Annotated in this window: 17 protein-coding genes; 14 read left to right on the top strand and 3 right to left on the bottom strand. The window is 60.3% G+C overall.

What is annotated here, in order from left to right; genetic code table 11:
• The 5 genes from RDA78_RS12420 (at nucleotide 1) to RDA78_RS12440 (ending at nucleotide 6491) form a co-directional block, all read left to right on the top strand.
• Nucleotides 1-1350 carry an ABC transporter substrate-binding protein gene (locus RDA78_RS12420; RefSeq protein WP_434055617.1) on the top strand — a complete coding sequence of 450 codons (1350 nt, stop codon included), beginning with the start codon at nucleotides 1-3 and terminating at the stop codon, nucleotides 1348-1350.
• Between the two features lie 198 nt (nucleotides 1351-1548).
• The gene (locus RDA78_RS12425) at nucleotides 1549-2853 is read left to right on the top strand and encodes an ABC transporter permease subunit (RefSeq protein WP_434055618.1); all 1305 of its coding nucleotides are present in this window, start codon (nucleotides 1549-1551) and stop codon (nucleotides 2851-2853) included.
• A complete protein-coding gene (locus tag RDA78_RS12430) occupies nucleotides 2850-4082 on the top strand; it encodes a carbohydrate ABC transporter permease (RefSeq protein ID WP_434055619.1) in 1233 nt (410 codons plus the stop codon). Before RDA78_RS12425 ends, RDA78_RS12430 begins: the two co-directional genes overlap by 4 nt.
• A 40-nt stretch (nucleotides 4083-4122) precedes the next feature.
• Nucleotides 4123-5412 (top strand): MGH1-like glycoside hydrolase domain-containing protein, encoded by a 1290-nt coding sequence (locus RDA78_RS12435; RefSeq protein ID WP_434055620.1) that lies wholly within the window; start codon nucleotides 4123-4125, stop codon nucleotides 5410-5412.
• Nucleotides 5413-5432: 20 nt separating this feature from the next.
• Nucleotides 5433-6491 carry an ABC transporter ATP-binding protein gene (locus tag RDA78_RS12440; protein WP_434055621.1) on the top strand — a complete coding sequence of 353 codons (1059 nt, stop codon included), beginning with the start codon at nucleotides 5433-5435 and terminating at the stop codon, nucleotides 6489-6491.
• 412 nt (nucleotides 6492-6903) lie between these two features.
• Here the strand turns inward: RDA78_RS12440 and RDA78_RS12445 are convergent, their stop codons facing one another.
• The 3 genes from RDA78_RS12445 to RDA78_RS12455 are packed head-to-tail and all read right to left on the bottom strand — an operon-like array spanning nucleotide 6904 to nucleotide 13601.
• The gene (locus RDA78_RS12445) at nucleotides 6904-7779 is read right to left on the bottom strand and encodes a transglutaminase family protein (RefSeq protein WP_434055622.1); all 876 of its coding nucleotides are present in this window, start codon (nucleotides 7777-7779) and stop codon (nucleotides 6904-6906) included.
• Between the two features lie 42 nt (nucleotides 7780-7821).
• Nucleotides 7822-10227, bottom strand: coding sequence for a circularly permuted type 2 ATP-grasp protein (locus RDA78_RS12450; protein ID WP_434055623.1), 2406 nt, complete (start codon nucleotides 10225-10227; stop codon nucleotides 7822-7824).
• 41 nt (nucleotides 10228-10268) lie between these two features.
• Nucleotides 10269-13601: a DUF2126 domain-containing protein gene (locus tag RDA78_RS12455; protein WP_434055624.1), complete on the bottom strand. Its 3333-nt coding sequence runs from the start codon at nucleotides 13599-13601 to the stop codon at nucleotides 10269-10271.
• A gap of 254 nt (nucleotides 13602-13855) precedes the next feature.
• Here RDA78_RS12455 and kynA point away from each other — a divergent pair, with 254 nt between their 5' ends.
• The 9 genes from kynA to RDA78_RS12500 all read left to right on the top strand — a co-directional run bounded on the left by kynA (nucleotide 13856) and on the right by RDA78_RS12500 (nucleotide 22866).
• Nucleotides 13856-14710 carry a tryptophan 2,3-dioxygenase gene (kynA, locus tag RDA78_RS12460; protein WP_434055625.1) on the top strand — a complete coding sequence of 285 codons (855 nt, stop codon included), beginning with the start codon at nucleotides 13856-13858 and terminating at the stop codon, nucleotides 14708-14710.
• Nucleotides 14711-15163: 453 nt separating this feature from the next.
• A complete protein-coding gene (locus tag RDA78_RS12465; RefSeq protein ID WP_434055626.1) occupies nucleotides 15164-16900 on the top strand; it encodes an ABC transporter substrate-binding protein in 1737 nt (578 codons plus the stop codon).
• A 125-nt stretch (nucleotides 16901-17025) separates the two neighbouring features.
• A complete protein-coding gene (locus RDA78_RS12470; RefSeq protein ID WP_434055627.1) occupies nucleotides 17026-18090 on the top strand; it encodes an ABC transporter ATP-binding protein in 1065 nt (354 codons plus the stop codon).
• 12 nt (nucleotides 18091-18102) lie between these two features.
• Entirely contained in the window at nucleotides 18103-19194 is a 1092-nt protein-coding gene (locus RDA78_RS12475; protein ID WP_434055628.1) for an ABC transporter ATP-binding protein, read from the top strand.
• A complete protein-coding gene (locus RDA78_RS12480; RefSeq protein WP_422036913.1) occupies nucleotides 19158-20057 on the top strand; it encodes a carbohydrate ABC transporter permease in 900 nt (299 codons plus the stop codon). The genes RDA78_RS12475 and RDA78_RS12480 overlap by 37 nt, the downstream gene beginning before the upstream one ends.
• 11 nt (nucleotides 20058-20068) lie before the next feature.
• A complete protein-coding gene (locus RDA78_RS12485) occupies nucleotides 20069-20866 on the top strand; it encodes a carbohydrate ABC transporter permease (RefSeq protein WP_353993269.1) in 798 nt (265 codons plus the stop codon).
• On the top strand, nucleotides 20866-21144 hold the full coding sequence (locus RDA78_RS12490; RefSeq protein WP_434055629.1) for a DUF2160 domain-containing protein: 279 nt from the start codon (nucleotides 20866-20868) through the stop codon (nucleotides 21142-21144). The genes RDA78_RS12485 and RDA78_RS12490 overlap by 1 nt, the downstream gene beginning before the upstream one ends.
• A 179-nt stretch (nucleotides 21145-21323) precedes the next feature.
• Nucleotides 21324-21719, top strand: coding sequence for a BlaI/MecI/CopY family transcriptional regulator (locus RDA78_RS12495; RefSeq protein WP_434055630.1), 396 nt, complete (start codon nucleotides 21324-21326; stop codon nucleotides 21717-21719).
• Nucleotides 21706-22866 carry a M56 family metallopeptidase gene (locus tag RDA78_RS12500; protein WP_434055631.1) on the top strand — a complete coding sequence of 387 codons (1161 nt, stop codon included), beginning with the start codon at nucleotides 21706-21708 and terminating at the stop codon, nucleotides 22864-22866. Before RDA78_RS12495 ends, RDA78_RS12500 begins: the two co-directional genes overlap by 14 nt.
• Nucleotides 22867-22873 lie beyond the last annotated feature (7 nt).

A 22873-nucleotide genomic window follows, 5' to 3' on the forward strand; every position in this document is an offset into this window, starting at 1 on the left:
ATGCTTGGGAGGAGTAGATTCCTGGCCTCGACCATTGCGGGCGTACTCGCACTCGGTCTGACCACGGCACAGGCAGACACGCTGCGTTTCTGGACAACGGAAGAGCAGCCTGAGCGTCTGGCGAAGCAGGAAGAAATGGCCGCCGCCTTCAAGGAAAAGACCGGCATCGAAGTGGAAGTCATCCCCGTTTCGGAATCGGATCTCGGCACGCGCGCAACCGCCGCTTTCGCCGCCGGCGACCTGCCGGATGTGATCTATCATACGCTTCAATACGCGCTGCCCTGGGCAGAAGCCGGTATCCTGGATACGGAAGCGGCAACCGAGGTGGTCGACAACCTCGGCAAGGACACGTTCGCACCGGGCGCAGTAGCAATGGCAGCCGTTGACGGCGGTGTCGCGTCCGTTCCGGTCGATGGCTGGACGCAGATGGTTGTCTACCGCAAAGACCTGTTCGACGAGAACGGACTTGCGGCACCGGACAGCTACGAAAACATCCTGGCCGCTGTTGAAAAGCTGCATAATCCGCCGGAGATGTTCGCGTTCGTCGCTGCGACCAAGATCGACGAAAACTTCATGAGCCAGGTGCTGGAGCACGTGCTTCTGGCCAATGGCGTGACCCCGGTTGACGGAGAAGGCTTCAAGGCACTTGATGAAAAGAAGACCATCGAGGCACTTGATTTCTACAAGGCGATTGCCAAGGCGTCTCCTCCGGGAGATCTTTTCTGGAAGCAGTCCCGCGAACTTTACTTTGCCGGCAAAGCGGCGATGATCATCTGGTCACCGTTCATTCTGGACGAGCTTGCAGGTCTGCGCGACAGCGCCCCGCCGACACTCACCGATGACCCGACCTCCAAGGAACTGGCGTCCAAGACCGGTATCGTGACCACCTTGAGCGGTCCGTCCAACCCGGATGGCGCTGCCTGGGGTGACGTGCGTTACTTCGGCATCACCAACGACGCCGATACGGAATCGGCCATGCAGTTCGTCGAGTTCTCCATGGATGACGGTTACATGTCGACCCTGTCGATCGCGCCGGAAGGCAAGTTCCCGATCCGCCGCGGCAACGCCGACAACCCGACCGCATTCGTTGACGGCTGGTCGAAACTGCCGGTTGGCGTCGACCGCAAAGCGCCGCTGACCGATCTCTATGATGCGGATACGATCAACACGATTGTCTCCGGTCTCGACACCGCCGCCCGCTGGGGCGTGACGGAAGGCCAGCTGTCGCTGGCGTCCAAGATTATCAACAGCCAGGTGATCAACCGTCTGGTGCGTGAATATATCGACGACGAGCGCGATGCGGCGGCAACGGTCGCAAAGCTCAACGAAGAACTGGCAAAAGTTCAGTAACGACTGACGCACGTGGTTCCATCGGCTGACCGGTGGAACCCACCCCTCCAGAACATCCGGACCGGACGCAGGTACGCCGCGCGCCCGGTCCCCACCAATCGCTTCTTCCCGCGCCTGCCGCGGGAGGGTAGGGACCGCTTGTCCTACAGCACCTCTCTTCGGGGCGCTGCCCAAGGGCCGAAACGCAGAGCTGGAACCATGAGCGCACAGAACCAAAACCCGGAAGCCCTCGGTCCGCCCAAAGGGGTCGGACCCATGCAGCGCCGCGAGATGTGGCTCGCCTATCTCATGCTGGCGCCGACTTTCGCAATTATCCTCATGATCGTCGCCGGGCCGCTGCTCGCCAACTTCTGGATCAGTGTGAAACCGGTGCAACTCGCGGATCTTCGTCCGCCGACCGTGCTGGTCAATGAACGTGTGCGCGGAGGTCCCGAGGCCGCGGGCGACAGCGCCGAACTGGAATACCGGCTGCGCAATTCCTCGCAGGAAGAGGAAGTTCGCGATGTCGTTCTGACCGATGCCATCCCGGCCGGCTTCAATGTTTCGGTTCTGCCGGATGTTTGTGCCCTCAACGGGAGTGCGCTGACCTGCACCATCGGCACGGTGGAGCCGGGCTGGCGCGAACGGCTCAAGATCGAGGGCACGGTCACGGATGCTTTTCTAGCGGCCAACAGGCCGGAACGTGCCAGCAAACCGGTGATTGCGGGCGACGCAAACAACATACTGACGAGTTTTGACTTCACCCTGGACAACTTCCGGCGGATCTTCAGTGCCGAAGAATTCTGGTCGGTGCTGCGGATCACCTTCTACTACACGATCTTCGGAACGGGCGGCGCGCTGGTGCTGGGCCTCTTCGCCGCACAGTTGCTCAACACGGTCTTCAAAGGGCGCGGTATCGTGCGCGGGCTATTCCTGTTTCCCTATGTGTCCCCGGTGATCGCCGTCGCTTTCACCTGGGTTGTGCTATTCGATCCGTTTTCGGGGACCGTGAATGCGCTCCTGACGAAAATGGGCGTGGTGTCGGATCCGATCAATTTCTTCGGACAGCGGGCCATCGAATATTCCCTGTTCGGGATTCCGATGGAATTTCCGTTGGCGCTGACGACTGTTATCGCCTTCGAGGCCTGGCGGTATTTTCCGCTCTCGTTCCTGTTCATCCTTGCCCGCATGCAGTCCATCAACACGGACATGTACGAAGCCGCGGAGATGGACGGAGCCACGCCGCTGCAGCAGTTCTGGTACCTGTCGCTACCCCAGCTCATGGGCATCCTGTCGGTGCTGTTCCTGCTCAGGTTCATCTGGACGTTCAACAAGTTCGACGACATCTTCCTGCTGACCGGCGGCAATGCCGGGACGCGGACGCTCACCGTCGATGTCTATGAACAGGGTTTTGCGCTTTCCAATCTCGGAGCCGGTGCCGCGGTCGCGGTCGTGGTCTTCGTCGTGCTGGTTACGTTCGCCACCCTGTTCATCCGCTTCTCACCGAAGGAGGAAGGGCTATGAGACCGGGAAGCATCCTGCTTGCAGCCGTCACCGGCCTGATCTGGGGCGTGACCTCTATCGTTGTCGTCGCCGTAACGCTGACGCTGATCACGGGCGAAGTGGCCCTGCCGCAGGCAACCGCCGCCGGCATTGCCGGGCTCGTCAGTGCGCTCGTCTTCGTATGGCGTCAGTCCTCGGAGGCCGAAGGCGGCTTGCCCGCCTGGGCGCTCGCCGCGATCATCATGTTCGTGCTTTTGATGATCGGGTCGTTCGCAGCGCCCTTCAACCTGTCGCTCGGCACCGTGCCGGTCTGGCAGGGGCTGGCCCTCATCGTGACCGTCCTCGGTGCGACCTGGGCAACCACCGTGTGCCTCAACGGTGCCCGGCTGGGCGCGATGAGCCGCTACGAGCGCGAGGTGATCTATATCCGCATTGCCAAGGGCGTCGGCTTCGTCATCTTCACGATCATCGTGGCACTGCCGTTCTACGTCATGGTGATGACGTCGCTGAAGAGCCAGCAGACGCTTCTGGCAAATCCGCTGGATCTGTCCATCGACCTGTCGCAAGGGCTAGACGGGCTGTTCCGTTCCTACGTTGAGCTGTTCACCCAGTTCAACTTCGGGCGCTACCTGCTGGTCTCGGCCTATGTCAGTGTCGCGACCGTCATCCTGACGCTGCTGTTCTCGGTGCCGGGTGCCTATGCGGTCTCGCGGCTGCGCTTTCCCGGACAGGCGTTCCTGTCACGCTCGGTCCTTCTGATCTACATGGTACCGGCGATCGTGCTGGTGATCCCGCTCTATGCCGTGTTCTCGCAGCTCGGGCTACGCAACACGCTGACGGGTCTTCTGATCGTTTATCCGGCAACGACAATTCCGGTCGCCCTCTACATGCTTCAGGGCTATTTCCGCGGCATCCCCTCTGAGCTGGAAGAAGCCGGCCTGATGGACGGGCTGACGCGCATCGGCGTTATCCTGAAGATAACCCTGCCGCTGTCGCTGCCGGCACTGGCGTCGGTGTCGCTCTATGTCTTCATGATCGCCTGGAACGAGTTCCTGTTCGCCTTCATGTTCCTCGACAATCCGGACATCTTCACGCTGTCGCGCGGTGTCGTGTCCCTGAATTCCTCCGAGGTGCCTCGTCAGCATCTCATGGCGGGCGCGGTGATTGCGACCGTGCCCGTCCTCGTCATTTTCCTCTGGTTCGAACGCTTCCTTGTGCAAGGCCTGACGGCCGGCAGCGTCAAGGGCTAGGGCAACGCTTGAAACGGCCGTGATGGCCAAGGAGACTTCTGTGTCAAACGCAGACTTGGATAAAACAGCGAGGACCATCCTGATCGAGAACGATCAGGGTGGGTACACGGTGCCGACAAAGGGGCTCTATCCCTATCAGTGGAACTGGGACTCGGTTTTTGTCGCGCTCGGCTTCGCAACCTTCGACCAGGATCGCGCCTGGCGTGAGATCGAAATGCTGTTCGAGGGCCAATGGCGGGACGGCATGGTTCCCCACATCCTCTTCAGAAAGGACGACCCGAGCTACTTCCCGGGTCCGAAGGTCTGGGGAACAGATGGAGGCCCGATCCCGAGTTCGGGCCATTCGCAGCCACCCGTGGCGGCGACGGTGATCCGGGACCTCGTCGACACCGATACGAGCGGAAGGGCGCTTGAACGCGCCGGCGCGCTGTTCCCGCAGCTGATGAACTGGCACCGCTGGTACCTGGCCTACAGGGACCCGGACAATGTCGGTGTCCTGGCAATCATCCATCCCTGGGAATCGGGACGGGACAATCTTCCCGACTGGGATGACGCCCTGCGCGCCGTCGAAGTCAAGGACATTGAGCCCTACGAGCGCAAGGATACCTCGCATGTCGACCCGGCGATGCGTCCGCACAAGGAAGACTATGACCGGTATCTCAGCATCATGGCTGCGTGCCGGAGCGTCGGCTGGGATCCTGCGGAGGTCGCCCGGACCTGTCCGTTCTTCGTCGCTGATCCGGGGGTCACATTCATATTCCTGAGGGCGTCGCGGGACCTTCTCGTTCTTGCCGAGAGGCTCGGCAAGACAGCGGAAGCGGCCGAGATCAGGGGCTGGATCGCGCATATGGAAAAAGGCGCGAAGACTCTCTGGGACGGCGACCTGAAGGCGCATGTCGCGTTCGATCGCAGATCCGGAAAACACACGGACGGCATATCGAGTATGTCGTTCCTGGCCCCCTATGCCGGGCTGGCCGACGAGACGACGCTGAGTTCGCTGCAAGGCCATTTCGACCGCATTGCTGCAAAGGTGCGTTACACGATGCCGTCTTATGATCCCGAACACCCCAGTTTCGAACCGCTCAGATACTGGCGCGGCCCGGTCTGGGCGATGGTCAATTACATGATCGCCCGGGGCTTTGCCGAGGCCGGCGACGCCCTCCGCGCCGAAAAGCTGAGAAGCGACACGGCGCAACTGGTCGAAACGAGCGGCTTTGCCGAATATTTCAGCCCGGAAACCGCGGCAGGTGCAGGCGGTGGCACCTTCTCCTGGACCGCAGCCATCTGGCTGACCTGGGCATCCCCAACACACGTGAAACAAGCAGCGTAGAAAGCCGGAGGACTGAGGACATGGGAGCAATACAGCTCAACAAAGTCGAAAAATGGTTCGGCGAACTCCAGGTAATCAAGGGCATTGACCTGGATATTCAGGACGGTGAGTTCGTCATTTTCGTCGGACCTTCCGGCTGCGGAAAATCGACCCTGCTGCGTTTGATCTCGGGGCTGGAGGAAACGAGCCGCGGCTCGATCGAGATCGACGCCAAGGACGTGACGGCTCTGCCGCCGTCCGGACGCGGGCTGTCCATGGTGTTCCAGTCCTATGCGCTTTATCCGCACATGTCTGTGCGCGAGAATGTCGGGTTCGGACTGAAGACAGCAGGTGTTCCCAAGCCGGAAATCGAGAGCAAGGTGAACGCGGCGGCGGAAGTGCTCAAGCTGGATGATTATCTGGACCGCAGGCCGAAAGCGCTCTCTGGCGGCCAGCGCCAGCGCGTTGCCATCGGCCGTGCGATCGTGCGCGAACCGAGCGCGTTCCTGTTTGACGAACCCTTGTCGAACCTCGATGCGGCGCTCCGCGTTGAGATGCGGTTCGAGGTCGCGCGTCTGCACAAGAGCCTCGGGACGACCATGATCTACGTGACCCATGACCAGGTCGAGGCGATGACGCTTGCCGACAAGATCGTGGTGCTGCAGGCCGGACAGATCGAGCAGGTCGGGTCACCGCGTGAGCTTTATGAGCGACCCGACAATCTGTTTGTCGCGCAATTCATCGGGTCGCCGAAAATGAACGTGCTGCCCTGTTCCGTCGAGGTGGACCAGTTCTCGCTCCAGGGGCACGGCGGCGGCCACTATCCGCATGCGGATCAGCCGCAGAAGCCGCGCAAGCTCGGCATCCGGCCCGAGCACATGACGATCGTGAGCGAAGGCGAAGGCCATTGCAGCGGAACGGTCGAGGTCGCCGAATATCTGGGCGCCGACATCTTCCTCTATGTGGCGCTGGACGGGCTTGAAACCATTCTCGTCAGGATCAGCGGCAGCGATTCAATCGAGGAAGGCGCGCGGATCGGCCTGAAGTTCGACGAGACGCGGATGCATTTCTTCGATGGCGAAGACAAGGCGATCCGGTGACCAGCCTTGCTCCTTGCTGTCCGGTTCTGACCCGGAATGGATTTTGTGAGGCGCGTTCCTGTCCATGGACTTGTCACTCCGGCTGAAGCGCAGCGAGGGACTTAGGGCAGATGGCGATTTCCCTCACGAAGAGGCCGGATCGGAAACGAGTTCGCGACTACGTAGAGTTACATCGGCGGTCATTGCCAGACTTGATCTGGCAATCCATACCCTTGCTTCTCAGCGATGCAAGGCCGTGCAATTGGAGGTGCAACGGCATGGATGCCATGGTCAAGCCATGGCATGACCAGAAAAATTGATCAGAGATAACTCTGTTTCACCGTCTTCCTTTGTTCGCTGGCCTCACGGCAAACCGGGATAATAAATCCGGGACAAAACTCCGGATCCTGGCGTCGCGATCTGTTAAGCGATCCTATCTTGGAATGACGTCGACCTTGTGGTCCGTGGTCTGGGTACCGGCGGTGCGCAGAACACCTTTGACGGGCGCCGTGTCGCCGTAGTCCCGGCCGCGGGCGACGACGATGTGATCCTGGCCGACGCGCAGTGCGTTGGTGGGATCGTATTCGATCCAGCCGCTTTCGATGCCGCACCAGGCGCGGACCCATGCGTGCATGGCATCCGCCCCTTCGAGGCGTTGCTGACCTTCCGGCGGGATTGTCCTCAGGAAACCGCTGACATATCCGGCCGGGATACCGATGCTTCGGAGGCAGGCGATCATGATATGCGAGAAGTCCTGGCAGACGCCGTGGCGGCGTTCAAACGCGTCGATGGCGGGCGTGTCGACAGTGGTGGCGTCCGCATCGAAATCCATGTCCTGATGCAAGGCGCTGCCAATTGCCTCGACGGCTGCCACCGCGCTCATCTGCGGGGTGGTGTGTTCCTGTGCGTAGACAGCAAAGGCCGGCGCCAAAGGCAGGCGCGGCGAAGCGGTCAGAAAATGAACAGGTTCGTCGGGTCCCATGGACTGGATGCCGGCCAGTTCCCTTCTCAGGAGAGATAGTGGCGGAGAGATGTCGAGTTCATGCGGTACCGACGTGCGATCGATCCGGGCGGTCAGCCTGAAGGCAAGCTCGCTATGAGCGCGGCGGAAAACCACATCGGTCACGGCATTGCCGAAAAAGTCGGTTCTGTTGCGCCGTTCCGTCGGTCCCGGAGACAGCCGGACGCTTGACGACAGAAGCTTTTGCTCGCCGTGGATCGACGCCGGAACGAGACGCAGTGAATGCCGGCCCGAATTCGCGGGGCTGGCATAGTCATAGGTGATTTCGAGGTTCACGTCGTAAAGCACGGTGCATACTCACATCTGCGTTTTGGCCCGCTGTTCCACGTCCTAGCGGATATAGGCATCTGACAGCTCTACCGACAGGAATGCTATCTGGTCCCTGAGTTCCCCCAGGGCTTCCTGCGTCAAGGTCTCGGGCGTCGCCACGGCAAGGCTTGTGTGAACCTGCAAGACCGCGCGGGCGAGGTCGGAGAGATAGCCGTTTTCCGAGGCGCCGGGCAAGACGTCGATATGTTCCTTCATGTCCGAGAGTTGGTACATCACCGAACGCGGGTTTTTCGGATCCATGGCAAGCAGATCAAGCACTGTTGCGTGGCTCAGCGACACCGCATAGCGCCGGCTCATGGACATGGCGCTGTCCCCAACCTCCAGCAGGAGTTCCAGGGCACCGTCGGGTGCATCCGGGCCGGTGAAGACGGAAAGGAGATCTGCCATCCTGTTGGCGCGCTCAAGCGCGCGGCCGATGCTCAGGAACCGCCAGCCGGTGAAGCGGTACATGTTTTCGTGGACCAGTCCGGAAAAGCCGGTGATCTTGCGCAAAAGGAGGCTCATTGCCTGCGGCACGTCCGCATCGTCCTTCATGACACGTCGCGCACCGTTGGCCGTCTGCGCAAGGTCATTGAGCGCCAGCCAGCCGTCTACGGAAAACCGGTCCCGGACCTTGCCGGCGCTGTTCACGGCCGACTGCAGCATGGAACAGAGCCCCTCGGGAATCGGACTTTCCGGAGCGACGCCGATGTCGTCGAGATATTCCGCAGTTCGCGCGACCAGCGGCGCTTCGGGGTCCGCTGTTTCGAGAAGCCGTGCGTGGTATGCGCGCAGGAGGCGCACGGCGCCTTCGGCGCGCTCGACGTAGCGGCCGAGCCAGAACAGATTGTCCGCTGCGCGCGAGGGCAGGGCTCCGGATTGCGACTTGAAGAAGGGCGACTCGCTCTGGTGCAGCAAGGTGTCCATCTTCAGCTTGCGCGTGCCGACGATCCAGACATCAGCCGCCGAGCCGCCCGACTGCATGGCGATGGCACTTGCGCTCGGTTCCTTGCCGATCCTTGCGAATCCGCCGGACATGACTTCCCAGCCATTATGCGTGCGCGCGAGAAAGACACGCAGGCTCATCGGACGCGGAACGAGCGAGCCTTCATGGTAGGCCGGCGTGGTGGACAGGGTGACGGCTTCCTGCGCAACCAGTTTGCCCTTTTCCGTATCGATCCAGTTTTCCAGGATGCCTTTGTGGAACTTCTCGGAGTCCTTGCCGATGAAATCGGTATGTCCGGACGTGAAGGGCAGGGCGGTCGACAAGGCCGGACTGAACATCATCGCCGCGGCGTTGTCCTTGACATAGGAACGGGTCGCCTCCTCGCCGCACCACCAGGTGGCGACGTTGGGCAGTTTCAGGGAGGTTCCCAGGAAATGCTCGCAAATGCGCGGCAGGAAGGCGAGCAGAGCCCGGGTTTCAAGGATGCCGGTGCCGAGCGCGTTGATCATGGTGACGGTGTTCTCGCGAACCGCTTCCACCATGCCCGGTGTGCCGATATGCGATTCCTCGTTCAGCTCCACAGGATCGATCCAGGCTGAATCGAGCCGCCGCCACAAGACGCTGATCGGCTTCAGACCGGCAACGGTCCGGACCATCAGCCGACCGTTTTCAACCGTCAGATCCTCTCCTTCGAGCAACATGAAGCCCAGATAGCGGGCGATATAGGCATGCTCGAAATAGGTATCGTTGAGAGGACCCGGGGTCAGGATTGAGACGCGGCTGTCCTGTTCGCCGCGAAGGTCAAGCAGGTGATCGCGAAACCGGCGGAAAAAGCCGGCAAGCCTGTGCACGTTCGCCTTGGCGAAGAATTCGTTGAAGATGCGCCCTGTCGCCACCCGGTTCTCAAGGGCGAAGCCTGCACCTGAAGGCGCCTGCGCGCGGTCCGACAGCACCCACCAGGTTCCGTCGGGCCCACGGCCGATTTCAAAGGCAAGGAAATGCAGGAAATAGCCAGACCGCGGTGTGACGCCAACCAGAGGGCGCTGCCATTCGGGGCTTTCCGCAATCAGACTGGCCGGCAGATAGCCGTCGGACACGAGGCGGTTCTCGCCATAGATGTCACCGACCACCTTTTCCAGGAGTTCAGCCCTTTGAACCAACCCGTCCGCGATCGCCTGCCAGTCGCTTTCGCCGATGACGACGGGAATGTGGCTGAGCGGCCATTCCCGCTCAAGCGCGCCGTCCTGGCCATACTGGCGGAAATAGACGCCGGCGTCGTTGAGATACTGGTTGCCGCGCGCGAACCGGTCGTTGATGTCTTCCGTGCTCAGCGACGAGAGGTGATCAAGGAAGGGCTGCCAGACGGGGCGGACATTGCCGGCTGGATCAAGAAGCTCGTCCGACACGCCCGGAAACGGCCGGTAGGATTTCAACAAACCGTATCCCCGACCGCTGCTTTCTGCCGTTTCGTCCAAACTCATTCCATGATTCCCGTGCCGGGCCCTTCAAAGCCGAAAGAGCCTTATACACCCACAGGGCGCCTGAGGTCCAAGGTCAATGGAAACTCCGGGTGCGGGTGCTCGGTCTGGGGCGTGTAGAGTCCGGGCGTGTGGCCATGCGGCTCGAAGCGCGACAGCCGGCGGGCCTCCGCTTCGTTGCCGTTGACAGGGAAGGTGTCGTAGCTGCGGCCACCCGGATGCGCTACGTGATAGACGCAGCCGCCGATGGCGCGCCCGCTCCAGCGATCGAAAATATCGAAGGTCAGCGGCGCATCGACCGGATGAACGGGATGGAGCGCCATGGCCGGTTGCCACGCCTTGTAGCGGACACCGGCAACAGAAACGCCGTTGGTTTCCGTTTTCTTCAGGGGGATCAGTCTCTGATTGCAGGTCACCGCATAGCGTTCCTGATCGCCCGCAGACAGCTTAACCTGAAGCCGCTCCGTGGAGCTGTCCGTATAGCGAACGGTGCCCCCGATCGCGCCGGTTTCGCCAAGAACGTGCCAGGGCTCGAGGGCCTGACGAAGTTCCAGCTGGACGCCTTCGACCTCGATTTCCCCGCAGAAGGGAAAGCGGAATTCGCATTGGGCCTCATACCATTCCGGACGCATCGCAAAACCGTGGTGCTCAAGATCACGGAGCACATCCATGAAATCCGCCCACACGAAATGCGGCAGCATGAACCGGTCGTGCAGCGTGGTGCCCCAGCGTGTGAGGTTGCCCGAAAGCGGATGTTGCCAGAGCCGGGCGACAAGCGCGCGCAAGAGCAGTTGCTGCGCCAGGCTCATGCGCGGATCCGGGGGCATTTCAAACCCTCTGAACTCGACGAGACCGAGGCGGCCCGTCGGGCCATCCGGGGAGTAAAGCTTGTCAATGCAGATTTCGGCGCGGTGCGTGTTGCCGGTGACGTCGACCAAGAGGTTCCGTAACAGCCGGTCAAGTATCCACGGGAACGGAGCTTCGCCTTCGCCGGGGCGGTGGATCTGGGATAGGGCGACTTCGAGCTCGTATAGCCCGTCATGCCGTGCCTCGTCCACGCGCGGAGCCTGGGAGGTCGGCCCGATGAAGAGGCCGGAAAAGAGATAGGACAGGCTCGGATGGCGCTGCCAGTGCAGCACGAGGCTTCTGAGCAGGTCCGGGCGCCTCAGGAACGGGCTGTCGAGTGGTGTCGCGCCGCCGATAACCACGTGGTTGCCGCCACCGGTTCCGGTGTGCTTGCCGTCAATCATGAACTTGTCGGCCCCAAGGCGGCTCTGCCTTGCTTCTTCATAAACGCCTTCGGTGATCTCAGCGCAGTCTTTCCAGCTGCCGGCCGGATGAATATTGACCTCGATGACACCGGGGTCCGGTGCAACCCGGATGACGTTCATGCGCGGATCGGTGGGGGGCGGGTAGCCTTCGATATGGATGGGCAGGCTCAAATCCGCTGCAGCCGCCTCGGCAACGGCAATCAGTTCCAGATAGTCTTCGAGGCGTTCTACCGGCGGCATGAACACGCATAGCCGCCCGTCGCGGGGTTCGACGGACAGGGCCGTCCTGACGGTGGCGTCGCCGAGTTCACCTTCCCCTTGACCCTGCTCGCGCCTGTCCTGTGTTGGTCCGCCGGCCGTGAAGCTGGCAACGGCCTGCTGTCTTTCCGCACGCGGTTCGGCTGAAAACTCCGGCAGCGGCTCGCGCGGGACGGTCGGGTCGGCGATATTGGTATAGGGATACTGCGCAGGTGGAACATGGGGCAGGGCTTCAAGCGGCAGACGATACCCGACCGGGCTGTCGCCCGGAACAAGGAACAGGGCGTCGCGCCGCACCTTCCATTGCTCCGACCGCCATCTTTGTTCGGTTGATTTCGATTGCCAGCGCTGCACGGGCAAAATGTAGCCTGCCGGTTTCGTCAGGCCACGATCGAAGACGCGCGCGATCCGGTGCCGTGCTTCGGCGTCTTCCAGTTCCGAATTGTCGGGTGTCACGTTTTCCGGAAGGTTGGCTTCCTTGATCAGCCAGACCGAAGGATCCTCGAAAGCCGGCACGACGTAGTCTGCGTCGAGTTCCAGACGGTCGGCGATTTTCTGCAGAAGCGCTTCGGCCTGCCCGGCGTCTGCACCCGTATCCGAGCCTTCGGCGGCGATCAGCTCCGGATCACGCCATATCGGTTTTTCATCCTGCCGCCAGTAGAGCGAAAAGGTCCAGCGCGGCAGGGTTTCGCCAGGATACCATTTGCCCTGCCCGTAGTGCAGGAAGCCGCCTGGCGCGAAACGCGTCCTGAGGCGGCGGATCAGCTTGTCGGCAAAATCGCGCTTCGTCGGGCCCACGGCGTCGGTGTTCCATTCGTCAGCTTCGAAGTCGTCAATGGAGACGAATGTGGGTTCGCCGCCCATGGTCAACCGGACGTCTTCCTGCTTCAGGATCCGGTCGACCTCCTCTCCGAGACGGTTGAGATCCGTCCAGGCCTCTTCGGAAAACGGCTTGGTGATGCGCGGGTGCTCCGCAATCCGGGAGACCTGCATGTCGAAGGAGAAGTCGATATCGGCCGCACTGGCCATGCCCACGATGGGCGCTGCGTTGCTGTAGTGCGGGGTCGCTGCCAGCGGAATATGGCTCTCACCGGTCAGGAGCCCCGAGGTCGGGTCGAGCCCGATCCAGCCCGCACCGGGAAGATAGACTTCTGCCCATGCGTGCAGATCGGTGAAATCGTGGTCCGTGCCCGAAGGTCCGTCGAGAGCTTCCAGGTCCGGTTTCAGCTGGATCAGGTAGCCCGACACGAAACGTGCGGCGAAGCCGAGATGCCGCAACGCCTGAACGAGCAGCCAGCTTGAGTCGCGGCAGGAACCGGTTCCGCGCTCAAAGGTTTCTTCAGGTGTCTGCACACCCGGTTCCATGCGGATGACGTAATCGACTTCGCCGGAAACGCGCGCGTTCAGGGCGACGATGAAATCGATGGTCTTCTGTCTTTCCCTCGGAACGGCATCCAGGAAACGCTTGAGGTGCGGTCCCGGTGTTTCGACGCCCTGGTAGATGCGGAGATCGTCGCGGAGCTCTTCCGGGTAGTCGAACGGCCAATATTCGGCGGTTTCTTCCACGAAAAAGTCGAAGGGATTGTAGACGGACATGTCCGCTGTGAGGTCGACCTCGATCTTGAATTCACGTACCGGTTCGGGAAAGACGAACCGGGCCAGCCAGTTGCCGTAGGGATCTTGCTGATGATTGACGAAATGGCCGCCCGGAGCGACCTTGAGCGAGTGCGACAGGACACGCGTCCGGCTGTGTGGAGCCGGTCTCAACCTGATGATCTGCGGCCCGAGCGTAACCGGCCGGTCGTATCGGTAATGCGTGAGATGATAGATACTTGCTCTTATGGACATCAGATGACCCTGATCACCTTGGCTGGAAAAACGGGGTGTAGCGTTTCACACTTTGACGCACCGCACCACGTGTTTCTTTGCCAATTCAGACATATGGTTGCGGTGGCATGTCCGTGGTCAGAAGTTCCCGGCACCCTTTCGTGACGGGTCTCTTGCCGTTATGAGTTTTCCATCCGAGTCGGAATTGCGTTTGAACGGAAACGCCCGGCCCGCTGGTGCGCAAATCCCTTCGCTGTCTTGAGTGAGACCTCCCGATGACCGACAAAACCGACCCGAACGAGGCCTACAATCCGGCGGATGACGGCGCGGAGATGGCCTTCGCCGACAAGATGTCCTATGGCGACTATCTCGGCCTTTCGAAAATCCTGACCGCCCAAAAGGCGCTTTCCGATGCGCCGGACGAACTGCTGTTCATCATTCAGCACCAGACTTCGGAGCTCTGGATGAAGCTCATGCTGCATGAGCTCCACGCGGCGCGCGATGCGATCGACAATGACCGGATGCCGGAAGCGATGAAACTGCTCGCCAGGGTCAGCCGGATCATGGAACAGCTCAACTCGGCCTGGGATGTGCTGCGCACCATGACGCCGAGCGACTACACCCGGTTCCGCGACGCCCTCGGCCAGTCATCCGGATTCCAGTCGCTCCAGTACAGGCTGATCGAATATGTGCTGGGCAATCGCAACATCGCGATGACCAGGCCGCATGCCCACGATCCGGACGGAACTGCACTGCTCGAAAGCGAACTGGAGAACCCAACCCTCTACCAGGTCGTTCTGAAGTTTGCCTGCCGTCAGGGATTCGCGCTGCCGGAGGAATGCATCCGCGTGTCTTCGTCCGCGCCTCATGCCCCTGTGGATGCGGTCAGGGACCTTTGGCAAACGGTTTATCGGGATCCCTCCCGGTATTGGGGACTTTATGAGGTCGGTGAGAAACTGGTTGATCTGGAGGACTATTTCCGGCGCTGGCGCTTCAACCACGTGACAACCGTCGAACGGGTCATCGGCTTCAAACGCGGAACCGGGGGGACTGGCGGCGTCTCCTATCTCAAGCGCATGCTCGAGGTCGAACTCTTTCCCGAGCTCTGGCATGTCAGGACCGTGCTCTGACAGGTCAGCAGGCCGGTGTGTCGCCGCACTGGTTTTCGTCTTGCCGATCACCGGGACGGACCCGTGGGATCTCGTCGGACATTTTTGCCAAACACTGTTTCAAATGGAATGCCGCGTTGCGATATTCAGTTTCCTTTTTTCGTTTGCACTGCAAAATGAAGCTCGAATGAAGCCAATTCGATGATGAAGCGAAAGAAGCGAAATCGAAAATTGCGCTATGTGAAATGTCAAAATTGTGCCACACTACGTTTGTGAGCGCCAAGAAATGGCTGCATAAACTGGCTCTCTGAACTAAATGCCGCCCAAAATAAATTATTAAATTCAATGTCTTATTTTTTTACATCCCCGAAAAAAATACCTACTAAATATTTAGTTTGACATCATGGCAACGGTGTGACCAAGTATCACGAGCCGGTTAAAACGGCTTTCATACTCACATGGGAGGAGATGAAGATGCGCAAGTATCTACTCTCCGCAGTTGCAGCCGGTGCTGTACTTGCGGGAGCAGGATCTGCTTATGCCGATGAAGCAGCGGCACAGAAGTGGATCGACCAGGAATTCCAGCCGTCCGTTCTGACCAAGGACGAGCAGCTTGCCGAGATGCAGTGGTTCATCAAGGCGGCTGAACCGTTCGACGGCATGGAAATCAACGTCCTGTCCGAAGGCATTCCGACACACTCGTACGAGTCGGAAGTTCTCGCAAAGGCATTCGAGGAAATCACCGGCATCAAGGTCAATCACCAGATCCTTGGTGAGGGCGAGGTCGTCCAGGCCGTCCAGACCCAGATGCAAACCGGCCGGAACCTTTATGACGCCTATGTCAACGACTCCGACCTGATCGGAACGCACTCCCGTCTGCAGCTTGCCTACAACCTGACCGACTGGATGGCAGGCAACGGCAAGGACGTGACCAACCCGGGCCTCGACCTCGAGGACTTCATGGGCACCCAGTTCACGACGGGCCCCGACGGCGACCTCTACCAGTTGCCCGACCAGCAGTTCGCGAACCTTTACTGGTTCCGGAAGGACTGGTTCGACCGCGAAGACCTCAAGACGGCCTTCAAGGACAAGTACGGCTACGATCTCGGTGTGCCGGTCAACTGGTCGGCCTATGAAGACATCGCGGAGTTCTTCTCCAAGGATGTGAAGGAAATCGACGGCGTCACGATCTATGGTCACATGGACTACGGCAAGCGTGCTCCCGACCTCGGCTGGCGCATGACCGATGCCTGGCTATCCATGGCCGGCGCGGGTGACAAGGGTGAGCCGAACGGTATCCCGGTCGATGAATGGGGCATCCGCATGGAAGCGGGGACCTGTAATCCGGTCGGTGCGTCCGTGTCGCGCGGTGGTGCAGCCAACGGTCCTGCGGCCGTCTACGCGATCCGCAAGTGGGACGAGTGGCTGCGCAACTACGCGCCTCCAGGTGCTGCCAGCTTCGACTTCTACCAGTCCCTGCCGGCGCTCAGCCAGGGCAACGTTGCCCAGCAGATCTTCTGGTACACGGCGTTCACAGCCGACATGGTGAAGCCGAAGTCGGAAGGCAACAACACGGTCGACGATGAAGGCACGCCGCTGTGGCGCATGGCGCCGAGCCCGCATGGTCCCTATTGGGAAGAAGGCCAGAAGGTCGGTTATCAGGACGTGGGTTCCTGGACCATCCTGAAGTCCACCCCGGAAGATCGTGCAAAGGCAGCCTGGCTCTACGCACAGTTCGTCGTGTCCAAGACCGTCGATACCAAGAAGAGCCAAGTGGGTCTGACGTTCATCCGCGACAGCACCATCAACCACGAATCCTTCACCGAGCGTGCACCTAAGCTGGGTGGTCTGGTCGAATTCTACCGTTCGCCCGACCGTGTGGCCTGGTCGCCGACCGGCGTCAACGTTCCGGACTATCCGAAACTGGCGCAGATCTGGTGGCAGCAGATCGGTGACGTGAACTCCGGCGCCTTCACGCCGCAGGAAGCGATGGATCGTCTCGCCGAGGAAATGGACATCGTTATGGCCCGCATGCAGCAGGCTGACGAACGCGCCAACGTCTACGGCGGTTGCGGACCGCGTCTCAACGAGCCGCAGGACCCGCAGGTCTGGCTGTCCAAGCCGGGTGCCCCGAAAGCCAAGCTCGAAAACGAGAAGCCGCAGGGTGTCACCGTCAACTACGACGAGCTTGTTGCCCGCTGGGGTCAATAAGCAAAAGTGTAACACTTGACTCGTCTGGGCCGGGGCTCGTCCCCGGTCCATCACCGATCCGACTGTGACGGGCACGAAGCGCAACGCTTCCAAGGATTGCCCTGTCCGGACGCGGGCTAGATTACATGTCTCTTGAACTCAAAAACGTCATCAAGCAGGTCCAGGGTATCACCCATATCAAGGACACGAGCCTGACGCTTCAGCCCGGCCAATTCAACGTTCTCCTCGGTGAGACCGGAGCCGGCAAAACATCGCTCATCAAGCTCATGGCCGGACTGGACAGCCTTGCATCCGGTCAGATCATTCTGAACGGCAAGGACGTTTCGAAGCTGTCGGCCCAAAAGCGCAATATCAGCCTTGTGCACCAGTTCTTCGTCAACTACCCGCACATGTCGGTCTACGACAACATCGCCTCGCCGCTGAAAGTGGCCGGTGTTGCCAAGTCGGAGATCCAGGGCAGGGTGGAAGAAGCTGCGGATCTGCTCCGGCTGAAACCCTATCTGAACCGCAAGCCGCACGAGCTTTCCGGTGGTCAGCAACAGCGCACGGCGCTTGCGCGCGCCATCGTCAAGACAAGCGACGCAGTGTTTCTCGACGAACCGCTCGCCAATCTCGATTACAAGCTGCGCGAGGAACTACGCGACCAACTGCCTGATCTGTTTGCCGGCCGCGGCGCGGTCGTGGTCTATGCGACCTCCGAGCCCGAAGAAGCCCTGCTGCTCGGCGGCAAGACGGCCCTGATGACGGACGGAAACGTCGTCCAGTTCGGACCGACGTCAGAAATCTACCGCAAGCCCAAAGATCTCGACGCCGCCAAGGTATTTTCTAATCCGCCGATCAACACCGCTTCCGTCACCAAGCGGGGCGACATGGTTGTCCTGACGGAAGACATCCGCTGGCAGGCGTCGGCAAATGTCGCCGCTCTCCAGGACGGTCCCTACACCCTCGCGATCAGGCCGAACCACGTGATGCCGGTGGAAACCGCCAATCATTCCGTCCGCCTTGAAGGACACATCCAGGTCACGGAACTGAGCGGCTCGGAAAGCAGCGCCCACTTCGATCTTCAAGGCCAGTCGTGGGTCTCGCTGTCGCCGGGCGTGCATCCCTACTTCGTTGGCGAGATCCACGCGTTCTACCTGGATCCAAGCCACTGTTTCTTCTTTGCGCCCGACGGCGCGCTGGTCGCCTGAGGAGAGAATGTCATGGCACAAATAACGCTCTCCAACCTGCGGCACAGTTACCACCCAAATCCATCGGGCGATGCCGACTATGCCTTGAAAAAAATCGATCTGACCTGGGATGACGGCGGAGCCTACGCACTGCTCGGACCATCCGGTTGCGGCAAGTCCACGCTCCTCAACATCATCTCCGGACTGCTGGTGCCTTCCGAAGGCAAGATCCTGTTCGACGATCGGGACGTGACGTCGTTGCCGCCGGCACAGCGCAACATCGCGCAGGTGTTCCAGTTCCCGGTCATCTACGACACGATGACGGTTTACGACAATCTGGCATTCCCGCTGCGCAACCGCGGCCGGGACGAGGCGACCGTCAAGGAACGCGTGACCGCGATCGCGGAAATGCTCGAGGTCACCGACATGCTGAAGACGCGTGCCGCGAACCTGTCTCCCGACAACAAGCAGAAGATTTCCATGGGCCGCGGCCTGGTGCGCCAGGACGTCAATGTCGTGATGTTCGATGAACCTCTCACCGTGATTGATCCGCATCTGAAGTGGAAGCTGCGGTCCAAACTCAAGGAACTGCACCAGCGGGTCAAGGCGACCATGATCTACGTCACCCACGACCAGACGGAAGCCCTGACCTTTGCCGATCAGGTCGTCGTCATGCAGGACGGCGAGATCGTGCAGATCGGAACACCGGTCGAACTGTTCGAGCGCCCCGCACACACATTTGTCGGCCATTTCATCGGTTCGCCGGGCATGAATGTGCTGCCGTGCGACGTACGGGACGGAGGGGCGTTCTTCGGCGATGAGCTGATCAGTCTCGAAGGTCCTTTGGAAGGACCCGCCGAGGGCGCGGCCGAAATCGGCATTCGTCCGGAATTCGTTTCGGTATCCGGAAACGGAACGGGCCTTGAGGCCAAGGTGCGCAAGGTCGCCGATATCGGACGGCACAAGGTGGTCGAAGCCATGGCCGGCGACAGCCGCGTTCACGCGATCCTGGAAGGCGACGCGCCGAATGCCGGCGATACGATCAAGCTCGCGTTCAAGCAATCCCAGACCCGGCTTTACAAAGACGGATGGCTGGCAAGCACGCCTGGGGAGGGTGTCCAGTGAAAACCCAGAATCAACGCGCATGGTGGTTCGTGACACCGGTCCTCCTGCTGGTCGCGTTCAATGCGCTCATTCCGATGATGACGGTGGTGAATTATTCCGTCCAGGAGACCTTTGGCGACAACCTGTTCTTCTGGCAGGGACTGGACTGGTTTGAACAGGTCCTGACTTCGGAACGCTTTCACAATGCGCTCGGGCGGCAATTCCTGTTCACGTTCCTGATCCTGATCATCGAGGTTCCACTCGGCATCGCGATCGCGCTTTCCATGCCGAAAAAAGGGCCATGGGTACCGTTCTGTCTCGTGACAATGGCTCTGCCCATGCTGATCCCGTGGAACGTTGTCGGCGCGATGTGGAACATCTTTACGCTGCCCGATATCGGCCTGCTCGGCTACTTCATGAACCACACGCTGGGTCTTTCCTACGACATGACGCAGGACCCGTTTGCTGCCTGGGTCACCATCATCGTCATGGATGTCTGGCACTGGACGTCGCTCGTGGTGCTGCTCGCCTATGCGGGGCTGGTGTCGATCCCGAACGCCTATTATCAGGCCGCGGAAATCGACGGGGCGTCGAACTGGGCCGTGTTCCGGTTCATTCAGCTGCCAAAGATGAAGACGGTTCTGACCATCGCGATTCTCTTGCGGTTCATGGACAGCTTCAACATCTACACCGAGCCGTTCGTCCTGACCGGTGGCGGACCGGGCAATTCCACCACGCTGCTTTCCATCGATCTGGTGAAGATTGCTCTCGGTCAGTTCGACCTCGGACCGGCAGCCGCCATGTCGCTCATCTACTTTGCCATCACGCTGTTTGTCTCCTGGCTGTTCTACACGCTGATGACATTGAACGATAACAAGAACTGAGGAGACCGATCATGCGTCTGAAAAGCCTGGTTCCCGCGCTCTACATTCTCTTCCTGATGCTGCCGATCTACTGGCTCGTCGCGATGAGTTTCAAGACCACAAACGAGATCCTTGCCGGGTTCTCCCTGTTCCCGCAAACTTGGACATTTGCCAACTACATCGAGATCCTGACCGATCCGACATGGTACTGGGGGTACATCAATTCGATCATTTACGTGACCCTGAACACCGTGATCTCGGTCATGGTCGCGCTGCCGGCGGCTTACGCCTTTTCCCGGTATTCGTTCGTCGGCGACAAGCAGCTGTTCTTCTGGCTGCTGACGAACAGGATGGCGCCTGCCGCCGTGTTCGCGTTGCCGTTCTTCCAGCTGTATTCGGCGGTCGGTCTGTTCGACACGCACCTTGCCGTCGCGCTCGCGCACTGCCTTTTCAATATCCCGCTCGCCGTCTGGATCCTCGAGGGTTTCATGAGCGGCGTGCCGAAGGAACTGGACGAGACAGCCTATGTGGACGGATATTCGTTCCCGCGTTTCTTCGTCACCATCTTCCTGCCCGCCATCAAGTCGGGCGTCGGTGTGGCCGCCTTCTTCTGCTTCATGTTCTCGTGGGTGGAAATGCTGCTGTCCAAGACGCTGACCGCTGTCGAGGCCAAACCCATTGCCGCCGTGATGACCCGGACCGCTTCCTCCGCGGGCTACGAACTCGGGCTGCTGGCGGCCGCCGGGACCCTGACTATCATTCCCGGCGCCATCGTCATCTATTTCGTTCGCAACTACATAGCCAAGGGCTTTGCCCTGGGGAGGGTCTGATGCTCGGCTGGATGGCCTGGACCTGGCCGACGGCGCTGCTATTCGTCGGCATATTTTCCGCAATCGGTTTGTTGACCGTGCTCGAAATAAAGTATCCCGGCGGCGCTGCCCGCCGTGGTGTCCTGGGCCTGACGACGACGCGGGGCGATCGTCTCTTCATCACCCTGCTCGGCACGGCCTACATCTTCCTGGCCTGGCTCGGGCTGATGGGCAACCCACTGTGGTGGCCGCTCGCGCTGAGCATTGGCTGGGGGGTGTTCTGTTTCTGGAAAGTCTGACGGGCGAGCGGATGCGCGGCCCCTGCCAGCAGAAGAAAACGGACGGGACCGGCCAAAGCGATAGTAATTTCGAAGCAATCGTGCATGAATAGGCGCAGGGGCATGCAATCAAATCATCATAAAGATCTTTTGGGGCATGGCCTGAGCCACATCCAATCCTCAATCGGCACAGGGCTGTAATGAGAAAGCGTAAAAGCAACGAGTTTCTGACCGAAGTTGAACTGGAGTTCATGACCGAACTCTGGAAGCTCGGCGAAGGCTCCGTGCGGGATATTCTCGCGTCGCTGCCTTCGGACAGACAACTTGCCTATACGTCCTGTGCAACCATCATGCGGATCCTGGATGAAAAAGGCTTCGTGGACAGCCGGAAAGAAGGCAAAACATTCATCTATACCCCCCGGCTGACCAAGGACACCTACCAGTCCCGTTCCCTGAGAAATCTTTCTGAAAAACTGTTCGACGGCACGCCTGCGTCACTCGTGGCCCGGCTGGTCGACGAATACGAACTCTCGGACGACGATCTGGAGGAAATGAGAGCGTTACTGGACAGGAGGAGGACAGATGACGCTACTTAACCAGATATTCGATATTTATGTCGATCTGAACATAACGCTGGCCCTTACGGCCATCATCTGGCTCGCCGCAAAGTTGGCATTGAACCGGTTCGGCAGAAAACTGGCCTTCAACTATCAGCTGGCAATTCTGAATGGCCTGTTTGCGGTCATGGTGCTGTCACCGCTCGTGGTGGCGGTCTATCAACACATGCAGGTAGCAAAGGTCGTCCCGGTCGCCGGGACGCTCAACCTGGCGGACTATGCCGTATCGCAATACCTGCGCGGCGGCATTGCAATCCCGGCGGAAGACTTTCAATCGCTGCTCGGTCTTCGAAGTCGCGTAACGGAAAACATCGTTTCCCTCGCACCTGGTGCCGGGTTGGCGGTCGGTATGTTCCTGTTGGCGGGTTTTGCGTTTTTCGGCGCGCGTCTGGGCATCAGCGTCGTGCGTCTCAAGCGGATGCTGTCCGGGTGCCACTCGTGGCGCCGGTCCGGCCGCCTGCACTTGCTCTTGTCCGATCATGCGCTCGTGCCGTTTTCCGCAAGAGGTCTGACACGTCACTACGTGGTGATCCCGTCGGAGCTTCTTGCGAAGCCGGATGACCTGAAATTCGTTCTCAAGCACGAGTTTCAGCATCTGCGCCAGGGCGACGTCACCTGGGAAATCGGACTGGAATTCCTCAGGCCGTTCTTCTTCTGGAACCCGTTCTTCTATATCTGGAAGTCGGAGGTCGAGCGCCTTCGCGAGCTTGCCTGCGACCAGAAGGTGACCGACGCGGCGGGTGTCGATCTGAGATCCTACTGCATGTGCCTGCTGCGCGCGGCACAGGCCGGGCTGAGACGCCGTCAGAGCCTTGCGGCCAAGGACAAGGTCGGCAACGTCGCCGCTGTTGCGCTGATCGAGGTGCAGGACCGGTTCCTGCGCAGATCGCCCGCGCAGAAACTCCGGCGCCGGGTCGAGGCCTTGTTGGAAAAGGACCGGATGCAACCGCATTGGAGTTTGGTCTGCCTGGCCGTCCTGCCGATGGTCGCGATCGTGTTCCTGTCCGCGTTATCCATCCAGAAGCCCGCGGACTGGAGCCAGGACCGGATCATGCTGTCGACGATCATCAATCTGGACCGTATGGACCGCTCGACGCCCTCATTCGGGCAACGCCCCTTGAGGTAAGAATTGT

The sequence above is a fragment of the Roseibium sp. genome (genome assembly GCF_051016195.1).
Classification (GTDB): domain Bacteria; phylum Pseudomonadota; class Alphaproteobacteria; order Rhizobiales; family Stappiaceae; genus Roseibium.